At 54.4% G+C, this 17,998-nt stretch carries 13 protein-coding genes and 1 riboswitch; all 13 genes read right to left on the bottom strand.

Annotated elements, in window-relative coordinates:
• Positions 1–14 precede the first annotated feature (14 nt).
• A complete protein-coding gene (locus BJP58_RS18025; protein ID WP_194540009.1) occupies positions 15–1,049 on the bottom strand; it encodes a hypothetical protein in 1,035 nt (344 codons plus the stop codon).
• 182 nt (positions 1,050–1,231) lie between these two features.
• The gene (gene fumC / locus BJP58_RS18030) at positions 1,232–2,620 is read right to left on the bottom strand and encodes a class II fumarate hydratase (RefSeq protein WP_194540010.1); all 1,389 of its coding nucleotides are present in this window, start codon (positions 2,618–2,620) and stop codon (positions 1,232–1,234) included.
• Positions 2,621–2,859: 239 nt separating this feature from the next.
• Positions 2,860–3,885: a DUF2332 domain-containing protein gene (locus BJP58_RS18035; protein WP_194540011.1), complete on the bottom strand. Its 1,026-nt coding sequence runs from the start codon at positions 3,883–3,885 to the stop codon at positions 2,860–2,862.
• 184 nt (positions 3,886–4,069) lie between these two features.
• Positions 4,070–5,866: a thiol reductant ABC exporter subunit CydC gene (cydC, locus tag BJP58_RS18040; RefSeq protein WP_194540012.1), complete on the bottom strand. Its 1,797-nt coding sequence runs from the start codon at positions 5,864–5,866 to the stop codon at positions 4,070–4,072.
• Positions 5,863–7,743: a thiol reductant ABC exporter subunit CydD gene (gene cydD, locus BJP58_RS18045; RefSeq protein ID WP_194540013.1), complete on the bottom strand. Its 1,881-nt coding sequence runs from the start codon at positions 7,741–7,743 to the stop codon at positions 5,863–5,865. The genes cydC and cydD overlap by 4 nt, the downstream gene beginning before the upstream one ends.
• Positions 7,743–8,759, bottom strand: a complete 1,017-nt coding sequence (gene cydB / locus BJP58_RS18050; RefSeq protein ID WP_194540014.1) for a cytochrome d ubiquinol oxidase subunit II — start codon at positions 8,757–8,759, stop codon at positions 7,743–7,745. Before cydB ends, cydD begins: the two co-directional genes overlap by 1 nt.
• Positions 8,746–10,149: a cytochrome ubiquinol oxidase subunit I gene (locus tag BJP58_RS18055; RefSeq protein ID WP_071218780.1), complete on the bottom strand. Its 1,404-nt coding sequence runs from the start codon at positions 10,147–10,149 to the stop codon at positions 8,746–8,748. The genes cydB and BJP58_RS18055 overlap by 14 nt, the downstream gene beginning before the upstream one ends.
• Before the next feature lie 287 nt (positions 10,150–10,436).
• On the bottom strand, positions 10,437–12,239 hold the full coding sequence (gene ade / locus BJP58_RS18060) for an adenine deaminase (protein ID WP_194540015.1): 1,803 nt from the start codon (positions 12,237–12,239) through the stop codon (positions 10,437–10,439).
• Positions 12,240–12,496: 257 nt separating this feature from the next.
• Positions 12,497–12,598: riboswitch (purine riboswitch) on the bottom strand.
• 106 nt (positions 12,599–12,704) lie between these two features.
• The gene (locus BJP58_RS18065; RefSeq protein WP_194540016.1) at positions 12,705–13,283 is read right to left on the bottom strand and encodes an NAD(P)H-dependent oxidoreductase; all 579 of its coding nucleotides are present in this window, start codon (positions 13,281–13,283) and stop codon (positions 12,705–12,707) included.
• 60 nt (positions 13,284–13,343) lie between these two features.
• The gene (locus BJP58_RS18070; RefSeq protein ID WP_194540017.1) at positions 13,344–13,934 is read right to left on the bottom strand and encodes a TetR/AcrR family transcriptional regulator; all 591 of its coding nucleotides are present in this window, start codon (positions 13,932–13,934) and stop codon (positions 13,344–13,346) included.
• A gap of 159 nt (positions 13,935–14,093) precedes the next feature.
• Positions 14,094–15,338 carry an MFS transporter gene (locus BJP58_RS18075; RefSeq protein WP_194540018.1) on the bottom strand — a complete coding sequence of 415 codons (1,245 nt, stop codon included), beginning with the start codon at positions 15,336–15,338 and terminating at the stop codon, positions 14,094–14,096.
• A 124-nt stretch (positions 15,339–15,462) separates the two neighbouring features.
• Entirely contained in the window at positions 15,463–17,235 is a 1,773-nt protein-coding gene (locus BJP58_RS18080) for a sensor histidine kinase (RefSeq protein WP_194540019.1), read from the bottom strand.
• On the bottom strand, positions 17,232–17,951 hold the full coding sequence (locus BJP58_RS18085) for a response regulator transcription factor (RefSeq protein ID WP_194540020.1): 720 nt from the start codon (positions 17,949–17,951) through the stop codon (positions 17,232–17,234). The genes BJP58_RS18080 and BJP58_RS18085 overlap by 4 nt, the downstream gene beginning before the upstream one ends.
• Positions 17,952–17,998: the final 47 nt, after the last annotated feature.

Here is a 17,998-nt window from a genome sequence, read left to right on the forward strand (position 1 = left end):
TTTTTCCATACTCCTCATTCCAGTCCTCTGATTTCAATGTCATCCGTGGACGTGATTTTCGAAATATCAAACTCCCTGAAAATATGGGTGCTCTGTTTCCCATTCATATCAAAATCCTGCTCTAGCTTCTTTACACGGTCCGGCGTCTTCAAATCCGCCCCATAATATTCAATGTGAAGGTCCGTCTCCCCCGGTACCGCCACCGAAGGCAGCCGCCGAATCAGCTCCAGCACCCGTTCCTTCTCTTGCGCCAGATTGTCTGCCGTCAGATCCGCGAATACGATTAAACTGATATTCTGACTGATATTCCCGTCAGTATTTACGAGTTGGTTATAATCACGCTCGATGGTGTCGAAATCGGAGTTAACATAAGCATTCGCAAACGCCTGGTCCGGATAAAGCTCGGCCAGCAGAGGTTTCAGCCGGTCTCTCAGCTGCTGTCCCCACAGCAGATTCAAATATGTATCATTCGATATGCTGGGAGGGCTGGCTTCATTGCTGCTAAGCGTGAATTCCAGCTCAGGCGACTGTACCGGATGGGCTCTCAGATTGTATGAGCCGATGGCCCAGGTATAGTCCACGTCCGTAACTTTAAAGGGTTCGTTGTACTTCTGTTCCAAATAGGACTCTGCCGCCTCCTGGACCTCTCGTTTCTCGGCGGCCGTCTTCATGAACGGAGCCGATCCCCAGGTATACCCCGAGTAGATGGACCCGGCGAACAGGGCAAGTCCAATCACCGTCCGCAAGACGATTTTCCAAGGAGAGGCGAGTTGGCGCTTCCGCTTCTCGTCGAACATCGGTTTCTTGGGTGATCGGTAGTTGAAATAAATAACCGGTATAATCAGACCTATAATATGTAGTCCAATAGCGAGCGGACCAATAATCAGGCCCAAAAATCCCAATGTCATGAAAAAAATAAACAAAGCCGCTCCCTGAAACGCCATAAGCAGCGTTCCGCCTATAATCATACCCGGCGTCCCGATATAAAACATCCCGAGCCCGGTGCATATCAGAGAGAGCAGCGTGGCAATCCATTGATGTTTCTTCAAGTTATCATCCGTCCTTCATGCAAATGGTTTATCAATCATGGTCAATATCCTGACACCCTATTATAACCGCTGCGGAGCTTGGGAAAAGAAAAAATCTAAAAACCAAAACCCATTTCACCGTGGTGAAATGGGTTTTGGGTCAACCGAGGCATGTTTTCCGATCAAGCTCCAAACATACGCCCTTACTCCTTCGGATGGATCATTTCTTCCGGACGAACGATCCGGTCAAAATCCTCTCCGCTTAACAGCCCGCTTGCCAGAGCCGCCTCGCGAAGCGTTGTCCCTTCTTTATGCGCTTTTTTTGCGATGGCCGCTGCATTCTCATATCCGATATGCGGATTCAGCGCTGTCACCAGCATCAGCGACCGCTCCATGTTCGTACGGAGAACGTCAAGGTTGGCTTCGATGCCGACCGCGCAATTCTGGTCGAATGAATCCATCGCATCCGACAGCAGGCGTACGGACTGCAAGAAGTTATAGATGATGACCGGTTTAAAGACGTTTAGCTCAAAATTACCCTGGCTTGCTGCAAAACCGATCGTGGCATCGTTGCCCATCACTTGGCAGACTACCATCGTCAGTGCCTCGCTCTGGGTTGGGTTCACTTTCCCCGGCATGATCGAGCTGCCCGGTTCGTTGGCAGGGATCGAGATCTCGCCAATCCCGGAACGGGGACCGCTTGCCAGCCAGCGAACGTCGTTGGCGATCTTCATCAGATCGGCAGCCAGCGCCTTCAGCGCCCCATGGGCAAATACAATCTCGTCATGACTGGTCAGCGAATGGAACTTGTTGCTGGCTGACGTGTAGCTTTTTCCAATTTGCATGCTGATTTCAGCAGCCGTCATTTCTCCGAATTTCGGATGTGCGTTAATGCCGGTGCCGACGGCAGTACCGCCAATAGCCAGCTCACGCAGCGGTTCTACGGCGGAAGCCAGCATCAATTCACACTTCTCGAGCATCCGGTGCCAGCCGCTGATTTCCTGTCCGAGGGTCAGCGGTGTGGCATCTTGAAGATGCGTGCGGCCGATTTTGATCAGGTCCTTATATTCATCGCTTTTCTTCTCGAGCGTTTTCTTCAAGCGGCGCAGCGCGGGCAGCACATGATCTTCCACGGCCACGACCGCGGCCATGTGCATCGCTGTCGGAAACGTATCGTTAGAGCTTTGGGATTTGTTGACGTCGTCGTTGGGATGAACGCGCAGGGCGCTGTCTTTTTGCTCAAGCAGCTGATTGGCCCGATTCGCAATGACTTCGTTCACGTTCATATTGGACTGCGTGCCGCTGCCGGTCTGCCAAACCACCAGCGGAAAGTGCTCATCCCACTTGCCGGCCACAATCTCATCGGCGGCGGTCGTAATGGCATCGACCTTGTCTGCTTCCAGCTTGCCGAGCTTGCCATTCACGATAGCCGCGCTTTTCTTCAATATCGCAAACGCCCGAATGATTTCCTTCGGCATCGTTTCGGTTCCAATCCGGAAATTCTCGGAACTGCGCTGTGTCTGCGCTGCCCATAGCTTATCCGCAGGCACTTTAACCTCACCCAGGGTATCCTTCTCAATACGATAATCCATCCCAACTTCCTCCTTTGGCTTCCTTGAATTTAAGCGCTTATTATTCCATCTCCCCTATTATGACATAGACTTGCCCAAGAAAAAAACAGACCGGATGAACAGCTGCGACTTCCATACGTACAGCCTTGATTCGGCTGATTTCCAGGCTCGCTTGCTCGCCGTCACCTCACACGGAACAATGGCAGGTGCCTCACGATTCGCTGTGCTTCTTCAATCAAGCTAACGGCACTATTGCCAATTCACAACAGCCACTGGAACCAGCGAGCATGCCCATCCGTCCGCGCGACCGTAATCTCGCATCGCTCGCCCCCGAGGATATAGTCCGCATGAAGATCGCCATCCTGCATATTGTTGTAGACATGGACGATATCGCGGACGCTTCCGATTTCATTCAAGTGATGCAGCAGCTTTTGCTTGGATGCCTCCGGGATCTGATTAGCCACATGCGTATGAAATACGCAAATGACGGCCTCCTCAGGGACGCCCTTCACGATATCGGGAAGCAGTTCGGTCCCGTCCCCTTCCCGGAACTGTATCCCGGACTGCTGCTTCAATACCTCCGCCGCATGCTCCAGCATGGATACCCTGTCGTGATTACCCGGCCAGATTAAAGACCGCAGCCACAAAAAGTGCTCCGGGTTCCGCACGTCATTCACATGCAGATCGATCCCCATCCGATAGACCACCGGGGGAATGGAGGCTGGCAGGAACGGCATCCGACCTCCCCTGATCTCCGATGTAATATGAACCTTCGACCCCGCTAGGCCGTAACGAATCGCGTCTCCATAGGAGTAGCTGTACTGATCCCACAGCAGCTGCAATCCGGCACTGGTTCCAAGCTCCACCAAGGCAAGCGGCTTACGGACCTTATCATAGATCGAGCAGAACACCGGGTACAAATACGCACAGCGGCGGACTTCGTTCGTCTGTACCCGTTTACTCTCCAGGATCCTGATAATGGCTGCCTGATGCTTCAGCACAAATGAACGAAAATAGGGATAACAGGAGCTTATTTCCTTCGGATGCTCCACTAGACCCGGGTAATACGCCCTCAGATCCGGCCCCTCACCCTGCAGCAGCAAATATTGGACGGCGCCAAACAGCATATTGGGGACAGGCTGGCCTGCAGGAACATACGCAGCGACTTGCAGCAGCTCTTCATCATCGGCTATATGGCCAGCCAAGTACTCATAGAACACACTGGATCCCGGACATTCCCGTTCAGCAAAATGACGAAACACGTTCACCAACTGTTTCGAATCCACCCTACACCACACCCCTAACGTTGTAATTAACCTTTTATCCTGCTTAAGACTAATGTTACATCTTTCCAGAAGGCGCGTGGATTCTGATCTTTTATCGGGCTTATAAGAAAAAAAGAAGGCAACAAAAAGAAGAACCGCCCTCCTGAAAAGGCCGGTTCTTCTGCTGGCAAATCGCTATCGCTGTCTATATCGCCGGACGATCCAAACGGTACAGGTTCCGATACCGCGGATATCGCTGCATCAGCTCATCATGGGTACCCCGCATGACGATTTGACCGTCTTCCATGAAAAGGATCTCGTCCATGCGCTCCACGCCGACCAGATGATGCGTCACCCAGATCAAGGTCCGGTCCTGCAGGCTGGCGAATATGGTGGACAGCAGTTCCCGCTCGGTCTTGGGATCCAGCCCGACCGTAGGCTCATCCAGAATGACAACGGGTGTTTTCTGCAGCAGGATTCGGGCCAAAGCCACACGCTGGCGCTCTCCTCCGGAGAAACGCTGCCCGGCTTCCTGCATTCGGGTGCGAAGACCTTCCGGAAGGGAAGCCACCAACGGTTCTAGCCGTGCCAATGCAACCGCGTCCCGTATTTCCGCTTCCGTGGCATCCGGCTGTCCGAGCCGGATGTTGTTTGCTAGCGTCGTATCGAACAAATGCGGACTCTGGTTCAACACCGAAATAACGGAAGATATCTCATCGCCAAACCGCACGGAATCCACTCCGCCTAAAGTCAGGCTGCCCCCTGAGGGTGCCAGCACACCCTGAATCAGCTGCAGCAGGGTGGATTTGCCAGCACCTGAACGCCCTATAATGGCTACCTTGGCCCCAGGAGGAATATCCAGGGATACATCCGTTAACGTAGCCCCTTCCCCATTCATACCGGATCGTTCCAGCCCGGATTTGCCGCCTGCCGCCTGATCATAACGGAAGCTGACGCCATCCGCCTTCACTTGGACACCGCTGCTTATGACAGATTCGATCTCTCCCTTATTGAGCTGTTGACCCCGATTCCGTTTCCCTTCAGATGTTTCGGCGCTTTCTATCGCCTGAAGTCTTGCGACCGATTGGCCGTACTGCGGAATCCGCTCCACGGCTTCGGATACCGGCAGGAATGCGTCCATTAACGGGAACACAACCAGCACGCAAGCCGCGATCAGCGTAACATCGATCGAGCCGTCCGCATACTGCCTTCCTGACCAATACACCATCGATACCACCGTCACGGCAACCACGCATTGGCCGATAAAAGCCCGAAGACGCGACCAGCGCTTGAGAGAGCGATCGGTCCGGTCGACCTCCGCTTCATCCGCCTCATATCCGGTCAGGAATTCCGCCTGCCGGCCGCTGACATACCATTCATGAATGCCCAGTACCGCGTCGGTCAGCTTCTGGTAGAGGTTGCTTCGGGCCTGCTTCATTTCCCGGTTCTTCCGCTTGGTGAGCAGCAGGGAAACGAGCGGCAGTACCAGAATCAGCACGGCTGCATACAGCGCGAGCAGAAGGGCAAATGCCGGATCAAACAGGCCGACGGCCAGAATGACCCCGGCGTATAACACAAGCGCAACAATCGATGGAAAGACCGTACGAATATAGACGTCCTGCAAATACTCGATATCATCGGAGAGCACGCCCAGCAGATCCCCGGTGCGGTACCGGGAGGATAAACGGAGGGCTTGCGGTTCCAGAATGCGGTACAGCCGCAGGCGCATCTGGGACAGGATGCGGAGAATCGTGTCATGCCCCACCAGGCGCTCCACGTAATGGATGACCGCGCGTCCGATGCCGAAGGTCCGAACCCCTACGGTCGGCACGTATACCATCAGGATATTTTCCGGCCGTAGGGCGGACTTGGAGATCAAATACCCGGATGTGAACATCAGCATCCCGGCGAACAGGATCGTGAGCACACCAAGCAACACAATCAGCAGAAAGCGCCAGAAGTTTGCCGTTACATAAGGCCGAAACCACGATTCCTGCTTCATTGTACTCCCTCCATCTGCGATGTAATCAACCCATAATAGACGCCTTGCCGAGCGATAAGCTCCTCATGGGTTCCCGTTTCCGCCACCCGCCCCTGATGCAGAACGATGATGTAATCCATATCCTGCATCCAGTGCAGTCTGTGCGTCGCGAGGAATACCCACTTATCTTGAAAAAGGGAAAGCATCGTCTCCTTCAGCTCGTATTCCGTCTCGATATCCAAGTGGGCCGTCGGCTCATCCAGCAGCAGAACCCGCCGGTCGCCGAGCAGCGCTCTGGCCAAGGCCACGCGCTGTGCCTGACCGCCGCTTAAAGCGCGCCCGCCGCCGCCGATCATCTCTTCAAGTCCGCCAGGCAAGCTCTTCACCAGATCTGACAGTCCCGCCGCTTCTACCGCTGCTTCGACTTGCGCTGTGGACGCCTCCGGTGCATAGAAGCGCACATTATCCGCCAAGGTAGCACCGAATAAATACGGCTGCTGCGGCATATAGGTGACCTCGGTCCGCCACGCCCGCCGGTTTCTGTCCTCCAGCTTCACGCCGTTTAGCTCCATCACGCCAGATGTAGGCGCCATAAATCCACCCAGTAGCTCGATGAGCGTGGATTTGCCGGCCCCGCTCTCCCCGACGATGCCGATCTTGCGTTGACCCGGTATCCGGAAGCTGACATCCTCCAAGGAGGCCGGCCCCAACTCTTCGTGCCTGAGGCCGATTCCGGACAGCTCCAGCACGCTTTGGTGATCCCATTGGAATCGCGGCTGCGGTCTGAGGCTGGAATTAGAGAAATTATTTTGAATTTTAAATGTTAAGCCCGTTGAGGTCCGTTCCATCGTTCCTGCCGCCGGGGTTTCAAGCGCTCCAGTTGGCTCGAATGGACCTGCTCCATTGACCGAACCCTCCGCAGCAACAGAACCCGAGATTCCACCCAAACGCCCTTTCCGGGCCTCTTGAATCATGGATTGCATCGCTTCCCCTGCCTGCTTGCCGTCCAGCGTGGCATGAAAGTCCGCCCCGACCATGCGCACCGGTAGGAAATACTCCGGTGCCAGGATCAGGATGAGCAGCGCGGGCAGCAGCTCCAGGCTGCCGTTTATGAGGCGCAAGCCCAGGTTTACCGCAACAGATGCCACGGACAGCATCGTAAAGAAATCCAGTGCGAAGGACGACAGAAACGCCACGCGCAGCGTCCGCATGGTAGCTGCACGATATCCCTCGCTGACCTGCTGTATACTCTCGCTGTGCTTACGGCTCTGTCCCAAAAACTTCAGGGTAGTGAGCCCTCTCAGCGAATCCACAAAATGATTGGACAGCATTCGGTAGGAATCCAGCTGCTGCTCAGTTTGCTTTCTCGCGGCAAGCCCTACGAGGATGAGAAATACGATCAGAATCGGCATGGTCACCAGCAGAATAATGCCTGATATCCGGTCCGTCATGAACACGTACAGCCATACCAGCGCCGGGGTAATGCTCGCCCCCATCAAACGCGGTATGGTCAGCTCCGCATATTTGCGGAACTTGCCGATGCCCTCCAGCACAAGCGTAACCACATTGCCCGTTCCTTCCGACCGGACAAAGGACGGCCCATTCCGAAACAGCTCATCCAGCAGCTGCTTCCTCAGGCTCGTGCCCGTCTCCTCGGCAAAGCGCTGTGCGAATCCTTGCTGCACAGCCGAGATGCCGTGGCGTGCCAGAAATGCAAGCAGGAACAAGGCAATGGTCTCCCCCTGCTCCTGCAGCGTTGATCCCGCAAACAGGGCGGATACGGCTTCCGCCAGCCACTTGGCTTGCAGGAGGATGGCCATGCTCTGTGCCAGGGTACATACGGCGACAAGGAAGAATACCGTCTTGGCGCCTTTGTATCCCAGCAGATCTTTTCCCATCAGTACTCCAAATGCTCCTTCTCATGTACCCGCTTGTGGAAAACGAAGTAACTCCAAATTTGATAGCCCAATACGAAAGGCAGCAGCGTGACCGCCACAATCGTCATAATCTTGAGGGAATACGGTCCGGAGGCCGCATTATAAATAGTCAGGTCAAATGCGGAATGGATGGAGCTGACCATCACGCGCGGGAACAAGCCCACGAACACGGACGTTACCAGCAGGGCGATAACCGCCCCGGTCATCCCGAAAGCCCAGCCGTCCCGCTTGATGTTCATGAAATATCCGCCCAGCAGGAATGCGAGCAAAGCCAGCACCAGCAGCACGGTTAACGCCACGCCACGCTTCACGAAGATATCGGTCATGAAATACGTCATCACCCCGAATGCCACGAACAGGGCCGCTACGGGAAGCAGGAGTCTCCGGGCCATACGGCGCGCCCGTTCCTGAAGATCCCCCATCGTGCGCAGTGTTGTGAACATCAAGCCATGCAGCAGGCAGAGCATCACCATCGTCAGTCCGCCAACCACAGTATAGCCATTCACAACATCAAACAATCCGGCATGCAGCTGCATCTCCTCGTTAATGGGGAGCCCCTGAATCAGGCAGGCAAAGACAACGCCGAGCAGAAATGGCGGAAGCACGCTGCCGGTGAAGATCGCACCGTCCCACACCCGTTTCCAGCGAACATCGCCCACCTTGCCGCGGAATTCAAAGGCCACCCCGCGCCCGATCAAGGCCAGCAGAAGAAAGACAAGCGGAATGTAGAAGCCGCTGAACAGCGTCGCATACCAGTTCGGGAAGGCGGCGAACATGGCGCCGCCCGCCGTCAGCAGCCAGACCTCGTTGGCGTCCCAGAACGGGCCGATCGAGTTGATCAGCACCCGGCGCTGGGTATCATTTTTGGCCAGCAGCTGCGTGGACATCCCGACCCCGAAGTCGAAACCCTCCAAGAAGAAGAACCCTATAAACAAGACGGCAACGAGCACAAACCACAGTTCGTTAAGAGACAGCATTGTAGCCCTCCTTATTAAACGGATCGCTTGCGTGGTGGTCCTCTTCCTCCGCCGCATACGGTCCTTTCTTAATGACTTTGATAAATAGATACGCCATAACGGCTGCCAGCACCGCATAAATGGCAGTAAACATGATCAGCGAGAACAGGATCGAGCCTGCGCTGACGTTCGGTGAAACACTGTTCTCCGTAGTGATCAGTCCGAATACCGTCCAAGGCTGGCGTCCGATCTCCGTCATGATCCATCCCGACGTATTGGCGATGAACGGCAGCGAAATGCCGAGCAGCATCAGTCTGAGGAACCATTTGCCGGCCTTCTCGACCTTTTTGCGCAGCATCAGCCACGCTCCGTACAATCCCAGCAGAATCATGACGCTGCCAGCGGCCACCATAATCCGGAAGCTCCAGAAGGTGGTACGAACCGGCGGAATATAGTCTCCAGGACCATATTGCTGTTCGTACTGCGCCTGCAGCTCCTTCATCCCGATGACTTCACCGGAAAACTTGCTGTAGGACAAAAAGCTGAGCAAATACGGGATTTTAAACTCCATCGTGTTCTCCTGCTTATCCGGATCGATGGCCGCAATGACCGTCCAAGGCGCAGGATCATCGCTCGTTTCCCACAGGCTCTCCGCAGCGGCCATCTTCATCGGCTGCGTATCCACCAAATACTGCGCCTGCTGGTGACCGAATACCGCAACCAGAATAGAGGTAATGAGGCCAATCACGATGGCGATGTGAAATGATTTCTTAAAGAAATCCAGATCCTGCTTCTTCATCAGCTTGTAGGCACTCACACCTGCAACGAGGAACGCCCCGGTTGCCAGTGCCCCGAAGATCGTGTGCGGGAACTCCACCAACAGCTGACCGTTCGTAATCAGTGCGAAGAAATCATTCATCTCCGCCCGCCCATTATTCATCTCGAATCCGACGGGACGCTGCATGAACGAATTCGCTGCCAGAATCCAGAATGCGGACATCAGGGTGCCGAAGGACACCAGCCAGATACTAAGCAGATGGACCTTCTTTGATAAACGGTCCCAACCGAATATCCACAGTCCAATAAACGTCGACTCTAGGAAAAACGCCAGCAATGCTTCAATGGCAAGCGGTGCGCCAAATACGTCCCCGACAAACCTTGAGTAATCCGACCAGTTCATGCCGAACTGGAATTCCTGCAGAATCCCTGTCACAACCCCGACCGCAAAGTTAATCAGGAACAGCTTTCCCCAGAACTTCGCCATTTTCTTGTAGACTTCCTGGCCTTTAACAACATACATCGTCTCCATGATGGCAATCAGAAACGCCAACCCGATGGACAACGGTACGAAAATAAAGTGAAAAATGGTTGTCGATGCGAATTGAATTCGCGCCAGCATAACCGGATCCATATCAGATACCCCTTCCTTTAGCTCACGTGATCACTTCAAATTTGATTCTTTTTGTATTGTCGCAGACCACGCCCTAAAGGATTGTGATAAACATCACAATATCAGGACTGAAACTGGAGCAAAAAGTTATAAATTTGTGACGAAAATCACTAAGTGAATTGCGATTTTGTGCACATCGAGGAAAATGGAAAGGACTCGCTGCCTCTGCTCGCGATTTAAAAGCCTGTATTTACAATATAAAAAGCAGGCTGACATGAAGGCCAGCCTGCTTCGGTGTATCTGCGCCCTTATTGAACCGCGCCAATCTCGGTCTCGATGAGCTTGAATTCCGTTACGTCCGCGATCCCGCGGTTGGTTATGCGGATTTCCGGAATCACCGGCAGCGCAATGAGCGAGAAGGTCATGAACGGGGCATGAATGTAGCATCCGAGCTCCTTCCAAGCTTCCTCCAAGGCAGCGACCTCCTCCGCTACGATCTCAACCGGACGGTCCGCCAGCAAACCGGCAATCGGCATCGCCACCTTCGCCAGCACCTTGCCGTCCCGTACTACGATCATGCCGCCACCGCACGCCGCCAGCTCATTCGCCGCGAGTGCCATATCCTCGGCATTTGTGCCCATCACAAGCAGATTGTGGCTGTCATGCGCTACCGTGGACGCAACTGCGCCGGACTTCAGTCCGAAGCCGCTCGCAAAACCGAGCGAGATTTGTCCCGTCGTGCCGTGGCGCTCAATGCATGCCAGCTGAACCACGTCCTGATCCAGGTCTGGCTGGATGACGCCCTGCTCCACGGAGAGCACCGCCGTCATTTTAGCGGTACGGGCGCTGTTCTCGATGACGCGCACCACGTTCACTTCCGTGCGAGTTGCATCGAATTTGCTGCGCAGCAGAAAGTCATCCGCAGTAAGCGAACGCTGCAGTTTGACCGAGTTAAAGGCTTTTTCCGGGTATTGATATACAGGGAACGCCTTCACGAGTCGGCCGTTCTCTGCAACCACTTCGCCATCCGTGATCACAACGGAAGGGACCATGCTCAACAGATCATCAATCAGCAATATATCCGCCGTTTTGCCAGGTGAAATGCTGCCAAGCTCCATGTCCATCCCGAAATAACGAGCCACGTTGATCGTTCCCAGCTGGATCGCCGTAACCGGGTCCACGCCCTCTTCCATAGCGCGGCGGACCACATGGTTCATATGTCCGAGTCTCAACAGCGTCTGCGGATACACATCATCCGTAACCAGAGAAATATTGTCTGTGCGCACCTTATCTTCCGTTATGACCTTAACAACTTCCTTCACATCCTGCCAAGCCGAACCCTCGCGGATCATCAGGTGCATGCCGAGGCGAACCTTCTCCAAAGCCTGCTCCCGGGTTACCGTCTCATGGTCGGAGCTTACGCCGGTTGCCATATATGCCTGCAGCATCCGGTCGTCCTCTGCCGGAAAATGCCCGGTCACCGTCTTGCCTGCACGCAGCGTGGCTTCGATCTCCCCGCTCATGGTCGGATCGCCATACACGACGCCCGGGAAATTCATCACTTCGCCAAGCCCGGCAACACCGGGCCATGTCAGCCCTTCCTCAATGTCGGCTACGCCCAGCTGCGCCCCGGCATCCTCCAGATCGAAGGTTGACGGCACACACGAAGGTATGGTGGTGAACACCTTCATCGGCAGCTGCTGCCCTTCCTCGTGCATCCAGCGCACGCCCTCCATGCCGAATACGTTGGCAATCTCATGGGGATCCATATATACCCCTGTCGTTCCGCTAACGATAGCCGCCTTGGCAAACTCGGTCACGGTGAGCATCGTGCTCTCCACATGCATATGGCCGTCGAGCAGGCCCGGCGAGATATATCGGCCATTCGCTTCGATGACCCGAGTCCCCTCCCCGATCGTGTGATCCGCGTTGCCGATATAAGCAATGCGCCCGGAGGCCATGGCCACGTCCACTCGCTCCTGAAGCTCGCCTGTAAACACATTTACCAGCGTGCCGCTCTTGATGACCAGATCGGCTGGCTCCTGTCCTAAGGCAACCTTCCCCAGCTGCCGGCTGACCTCGTATCGTTTCTGTCTCTGGATTGAACTCATGATGATTGCACGCTCCCCTTTTTTTTAATGAACGGTAAGAATACAAAATCGATCCGCTGTATAACACGCCAAACACCCCGGGCAGCGTATCTGCCCGGGGTGCCTGTACTTATATCCATAGAGGAAGAGAAGTCCCGTGCATCAGCAATGGTATGCTATCTAGTCTGCACATCACCTCATCCGTTAAAACCTGCCGGATTCCAATCAAGATGATTTTCCAGCCCGGCTTCCATAATTGCGGAGCTTTAGCTAGGTGGTGGGATTCTCAACCTTCATGTAGTCAAGTCATTTACGGTAACCTGGTAGAAACGCCTGGGCCCTATTCCCCGGCATATACATCAAGATTTGATTTTGAAAAAACGTACCCTTCCATTCTTTTCGTTTCATTTGTTGTATGAATTATAATCCTCCTGCCCGAGAAGTCAAGCCATTGGAAGGAACTGTACATCACACACTCTGCCAGCTTTAGGCCAATTTCCGTCCCATTCTGTGTACACGCTCAAGCCATTGCTTTCTTGCCACTTCAGGCATTTTGCGAAGCTGCGTAATGTTCGTGGCACGCACACTGCCTACGCCGCAAAACTTCAGAATGGAATGTTTCATCATTTGATGCCCCGGCTGGCCGAGATAGAAACGGTAGTAGACGTACGGCGAATCCATCGTGACGATCAGACGGGCCGTCTTCCCTTTGAGCAGCTGCTCCGGCAAGGGCGAGTTCTTGCGGTATTTAAAGGCAAAGCCCGGCAGAAACACCCGGTCGATGAACCCTTTGAGCAGTGCCGGCATGCCGCCCCACCAATTCGGGTACACAAATACCAGGTGATCCGCCCAAGAGATCAGTTCCTGCGCTTTTTGCAGATCCGGCTCCAGCGGTTGTTTACCCTCATAGCCGCCGGAGAGATTCAGGTCAAACTCCAGCTCCGCAAGCACCAGCTCCCGCACCTCCGCCCCAGATTCGGCCGCCCCCCTCGCATAGACCTCGGCCAGCAGGCTGCCATAGCTGTTCGCAATGGGATTGCCTTGAATAATTAAAACCTTTTTCATATGTTTCTTCCCCCTCGTAATTTGGTTAACAAACACTAACCTAATGGTAAAAAGAAAAGGTCACGCCGGACCTTTTCCCAAACCTGTTAATGCCAATAAATGCGCCGTCACTTCAGATGCCAGCGGCGACAAAGGTTCCTCCAGCTCCCCTTGCATCGTTGCGATCGCCAACTGGTTGAATGCACCGATGATCAACACGGAGGTTAACCGCGTATTCTGCGGCGGAATATCCCGCTGCAAGACCGCTTGCTCAAGCAGATCATGCAAGGCGTCCAGCGGCTGGCGTCCTCTGCTCTTGAGCACCTCCGTAAACAGCTCGTGATGCTGGGACAAGAGCAGCAAGCCGTATTTATCCTCGTCATACGAAGCCAGCACCCGGGTGACGAGCGCCGACAGCCGCTCTGTAAACAAGCCGGGGCGGGACGCATAATCATCCACCAGACGCGTATAGCTGCTGCAGTATTCCTCGAACGCCTCCGCTGCCACGGCATCCTTATTCGTAAAATGCTTATAGATCGCCGCATCCGTTACGCCCGCCGCCGCGCCGATCTCCTTCACCGATACGCCGTCCACGCCCTTCTCCGCGAAGAGCTTCATGGCAGCCTGCAAAATATCCTTCTTCTTGCTATCGAAATGTGGTTTCTTTTTCATGCTCATATCATAAGTGAACGCTAACCAAATTGCAATAACCAACGCAAAAAAGAGGCTCCTCCTCGCCCGGAGTGCCTCTCCATTCATATTTCTTCGCTTTTCGCCGCTTAAAATGCACACCCAACCTTTTTTAACCATGAGCTCAATCTCATGCCTATCTTAAGCTCCGGCTTCAACAGGCGCCGCCTTTACCTTTTTGCCGTACAGCAGCATAAGCGGGATGCTGATCACAAATGCCCCGGCAACTAGCAAGAAGGGAATTCTCGGATCAACTCCATATGCCCAGCCGCCAATGATGCCGGATGGCGAAATGACAATGAGGATGAGCACCTGGAGCAGCGCGAATATTTTGGCGCGATTCTCATCGTCAATGGCGTTGGCCACCGCAGTCTCCAAGTATGGGTACGTCATCATGGTGCCGATTGCGGCAATGACGGTACTCAAGCTCAGCACCAGCAGATCCCCTTGCGGCGCAAACACCAGTATGACATTGGACAATACCGATATAACGAACCCCCATACCATCGTCCGGTGCACATGCTGCTCTCCGATTCGGGGCATGATCCACCGCATGAATATGAGCATAATTACGGAGGAGAATGCCGGAAAGACGGAGATCAGGCCGCTCCCCAAATGCAAATATTCCACCATGAAAATGGAGACGTAGGTCGTCTTCACCGTCATCTGAAAATTAAATAATATATACACCCCGAAGATCATCAGCAGCAGCGGGTTTCCGAGCATGCTCTTCATCACCGAAGCATAGTCGGACATCCCCTCCCGCAGGCTCATTGCCTTCGTTTCTTTCATCTTGCGGTAACCGATATCCGTCTCCCTTGTCGCATAGTGGCGCCCGATGAACTGGATCGTCATCAGGATACAGGCCAACACGAACATGATGCGCACCCCGGGCACAAGCGTGAAATGATACACCAGCAGCCCGCCGATCGGTGCAAACAAGCCGCCGACAACGCTAATCAGCTGCAGCAGCGTAAAGACATAGGTCCGCTCCTTCGGCGCGGTGTCCTCCACCAGCAGACAGTAAAAGGCGGTATGCGGCACCTTCTGAAAGCCGTTGATGACCGCCGCGATCACAAAAAACCAGAAGTTCTGCGAAACCGCCCAGAGCAGCGTAGCCACGGTCCAGCTTAGTACGTCGAAGTACAGCAGCGCTTTTTTTCTGCCTAAACGGTCCGTTAAATACCCGCTGAGAAACGAAGAAAGCACCTGCACAAGCAAACCGATGGAGGTAATCCAGCCGATTCCCGTCTCGGTTACCCCAAGTTGGTACATGTAGATCGAGGTGTACGTCGTGAACATACTGTAAGGAATAAGAAACAGCGGCTCGTAAACGAGACAGCCCCGCGCATTGCCAGTCAATTGCCGAAACGAAGTAGAACCCATAATATCCTCCGGACCTGAAGTGTAGTCGTTGCTTAGCCATTATAGCGCAACCGGGCCTGCAGCAGGATAGGAATGTTGAAGGATTTTTGAGGCGATTCGGGAAATGCCGATCCAATCAGCAAGGTTACTCCTTGCCGCGCTCAGCAGCCCCCTCACCTTCTTGTAAGCCAGCCTCAGGCAATAGCACGGTGATGGTGGTTCCTCGGCCCACTTCAGACCACACCTTTACCCGGCCCCGATGTGCTTCGACAATCGCCTTGGCGATACTCATCCCGAGTCCCGAGCCGTCCATGCTCTCTTCAGTATTCGTTCCCCGGTAGTAACGCTCGAACAGATTGCAGCGGGTCTCTTCGTCCATCCCCACGCCTTGATCCGCAACCACGATCGCCGCACCGCCCGGACGTCTCTCCACCCGGACCTCAACGTTTACCCCATCCGGATTATGCTTCACGGCATTCGTGATCAGGTTATCCATCAACCGCTGCAGCCACTTGGCATTGCCGTCGACGAGCAGCGCCTCATCGCCGCCGATATAGTTGAAATTCGCATCCAGCGTAGCATCATTGACGTATTTCAGCACGCAGCGGCGCACCAGCTCATTCAGGTCAAGCCGGGTCAGCTCCTGCGGGCGGATCTCGCTTCTCAGACGGAAGACGAGCGAGAAATCATTGATCAGCTCCAGCATGTAGTCCCCTTTTTCCCGAATCACCGTTCCCATCTCCCGCAGTTCCTCCTGACTCCAATCCTGCGGTGCATTCTCAAGCATATAGCCGTAACCCTGGATGGAGGACAACGGAGTACGCAAATCATGCGATATCCCGGACATCCATTCTTCCCGGTTACGATCGAGCCGCTCCCGTTCCCTCTCGGTCTCGGCAAGCTGCTCCGCCATCTTGTAAAACGAATGAATCACTTCCTTGTACAGCTTGAAGCGCGTGCGCAGCTTTCCGTTCTTACGGAATACCCGCTTCCGGTCCTTCGGCGTCAGCACTTCCTCGTAAGCTCCGCTCCCCATCCGCTCAAACCACCCGGTAAACAGCAGCAGCGGCCGGCTGTACCGATATCCATGCCATATGGCGACCCCTAGCGACAGCACAAGCACGCAGACCATCGTCCATAACGCCACGCGGATCAGCTCGTTCATCATCGGTCTTTTTTCCAGCGCCCCGTCCTGCGGCGTATGATATACCCAGGTGTTGCCGCTGTCCGTATCGCGATAAACCGCGATATGCGTGGAATACGTGCCCGGCTGCTCCTGCATCGTAATGATCTCCAGCGGGTGGTAGCTTACCTTATTGTCTGAATCTGTTCCAATCGCTTGGACAACGCGGCCCTCCCGGTCAATGACATGCAAATAACCGCCTAGACCGGCTAATTCGCGTTCAAGCTCCGCTTCATCCTCCGGCCTCACCCTGCCGCCGTTCTGGTAATGGGCATACCATTCCCGAAGATGGTCCGAACCCTCATCGATACGTCCGATCAGATACAGCAGCGGTTCTTCATAGGTCAGATCCATCTGCCAATCCATCGTGTACTCGCCGAGACGGCGCTCCTCCTTGATCTCGAGCAAGGTGCTTACCGAGTACTCCGACGGAACATCCGGAGCCGTATTGGTGGAAAGAATCACGTTTCCGTCCATATCCACCACTTGCAGCCACATCTCCTTCTCTTGAAGCAGGAGCTTCCACTGTTCCTGCAGCAGGACCTCCCCATTCTCCGTCACCGTCTCGGTCACGATGCTGTTCAGGACACCTGTCGGAAAGTTCCGTTTGATCTCATCCTCGCTGATATGTTTGATCAGGAAGAATAAGAGCACGATCAGGAAGCAAAACATAAACGCCGAGAACGCAATCAATTGGTACGTAAAATGAAAGGCCAGCCTTCTGCGCAGTCTCATCGGGCTTTCTCCTTAACCAGCTTGTAGCCGAGCCCCCGGACCGTCAACAAATATTGCGGGTTGCTCGGATCCTCCTCGATGCGTTCACGGATGCGGCGGATATGTACCATGACGGTGTTGTCCTCGCCCATGCCGTCGATGCCCCACACGGCTTCGTACAGCTGAGACTTGGAGAATACGACCCCCGGATGCTTGCAAAAATAAAGCAGCAGCTGAAAGACCTGCGCCGGACAAGGCACAGGCTCTCCCAGCACCGTCAGCTCCCCGGCGGATTCATCGACCTTAAACCGGCCGAAATCCCATGCACGCTGTATCACCGGCTGCTCGGCCGACACGGTGGCCCCGATGCCGCCACGGCGCAGACGCGCCTTGATCCTTGCGGCAATCTCCAGCGGATTAAAGGGCTTGGTGACATAATCGTCCCCGCCCATCGCAAAACCGGTCAGCACATCCAGATCCGACGCTTTGGCCGTCAGAAACAGAATGTGCGGACTGCCATAGGAGCGAATCTGCGGACAGAGATCAAATCCCGTGCCGTCCGGCAGCATGACATCGAGCAGCACGATATCCGCTCCATGTGCAGCGATTTCGCTAAGCGCTTCCTTACAGCTGGAAGCCGTATATATGCGGTTAAAGCCTTCCTTGCGCAGCACCATCTGCAGCATTTTCACAATGGAAGGTTCGTCATCTACAATTAAAATTCGTGTTTGATCCATTTTATCCTCACCCGACATTTATGCTAGCACAACAACCTTAACAGGAG

Source organism: Paenibacillus sp. JZ16 (genome assembly GCF_015326965.1).
Lineage (GTDB): Bacteria > Bacillota > Bacilli > Paenibacillales > Paenibacillaceae > Paenibacillus_AQ.

Excerpts from the sequence above, each read along its gene's own strand:
- BJP58_RS18065 (WP_194540016.1), bottom strand. The coding sequence starts at position 13,283 with ATGAAAAAGGTTTTAATTATTCAAGGCAATCCCATTGCGAACAGCTAT.
- BJP58_RS18085 (WP_194540020.1), bottom strand. The coding sequence starts at position 17,951 with ATGGATCAAACACGAATTTTAATTGTAGATGACGAACCTTCCATTGTG.
- cydC (WP_194540012.1), bottom strand. The coding sequence starts at position 5,866 with ATGAAGCAGGAATCGTGGTTTCGGCCTTATGTAACGGCAAACTTCTGG.
- BJP58_RS18080 (WP_194540019.1), bottom strand. The coding sequence starts at position 17,235 with ATGAGACTGCGCAGAAGGCTGGCCTTTCATTTTACGTACCAATTGATT.
- fumC (WP_194540010.1), bottom strand. The coding sequence starts at position 2,620 with ATGGATTATCGTATTGAGAAGGATACCCTGGGTGAGGTTAAAGTGCCT.
- cydB (WP_194540014.1), bottom strand. The coding sequence starts at position 8,759 with ATGCTGTCTCTTAACGAACTGTGGTTTGTGCTCGTTGCCGTCTTGTTT.
- ade (WP_194540015.1), bottom strand. The coding sequence starts at position 12,239 with ATGAGTTCAATCCAGAGACAGAAACGATACGAGGTCAGCCGGCAGCTG.
- BJP58_RS18075 (WP_194540018.1), bottom strand. The coding sequence starts at position 15,338 with ATGGGTTCTACTTCGTTTCGGCAATTGACTGGCAATGCGCGGGGCTGT.
- BJP58_RS18055 (WP_071218780.1), bottom strand. The coding sequence starts at position 10,149 with ATGGATCCGGTTATGCTGGCGCGAATTCAATTCGCATCGACAACCATT.
- cydD (WP_194540013.1), bottom strand. The coding sequence starts at position 7,743 with ATGGGAAAAGATCTGCTGGGATACAAAGGCGCCAAGACGGTATTCTTC.
- BJP58_RS18070 (WP_194540017.1), bottom strand. The coding sequence starts at position 13,934 with ATGAAAAAGAAACCACATTTCGATAGCAAGAAGAAGGATATTTTGCAG.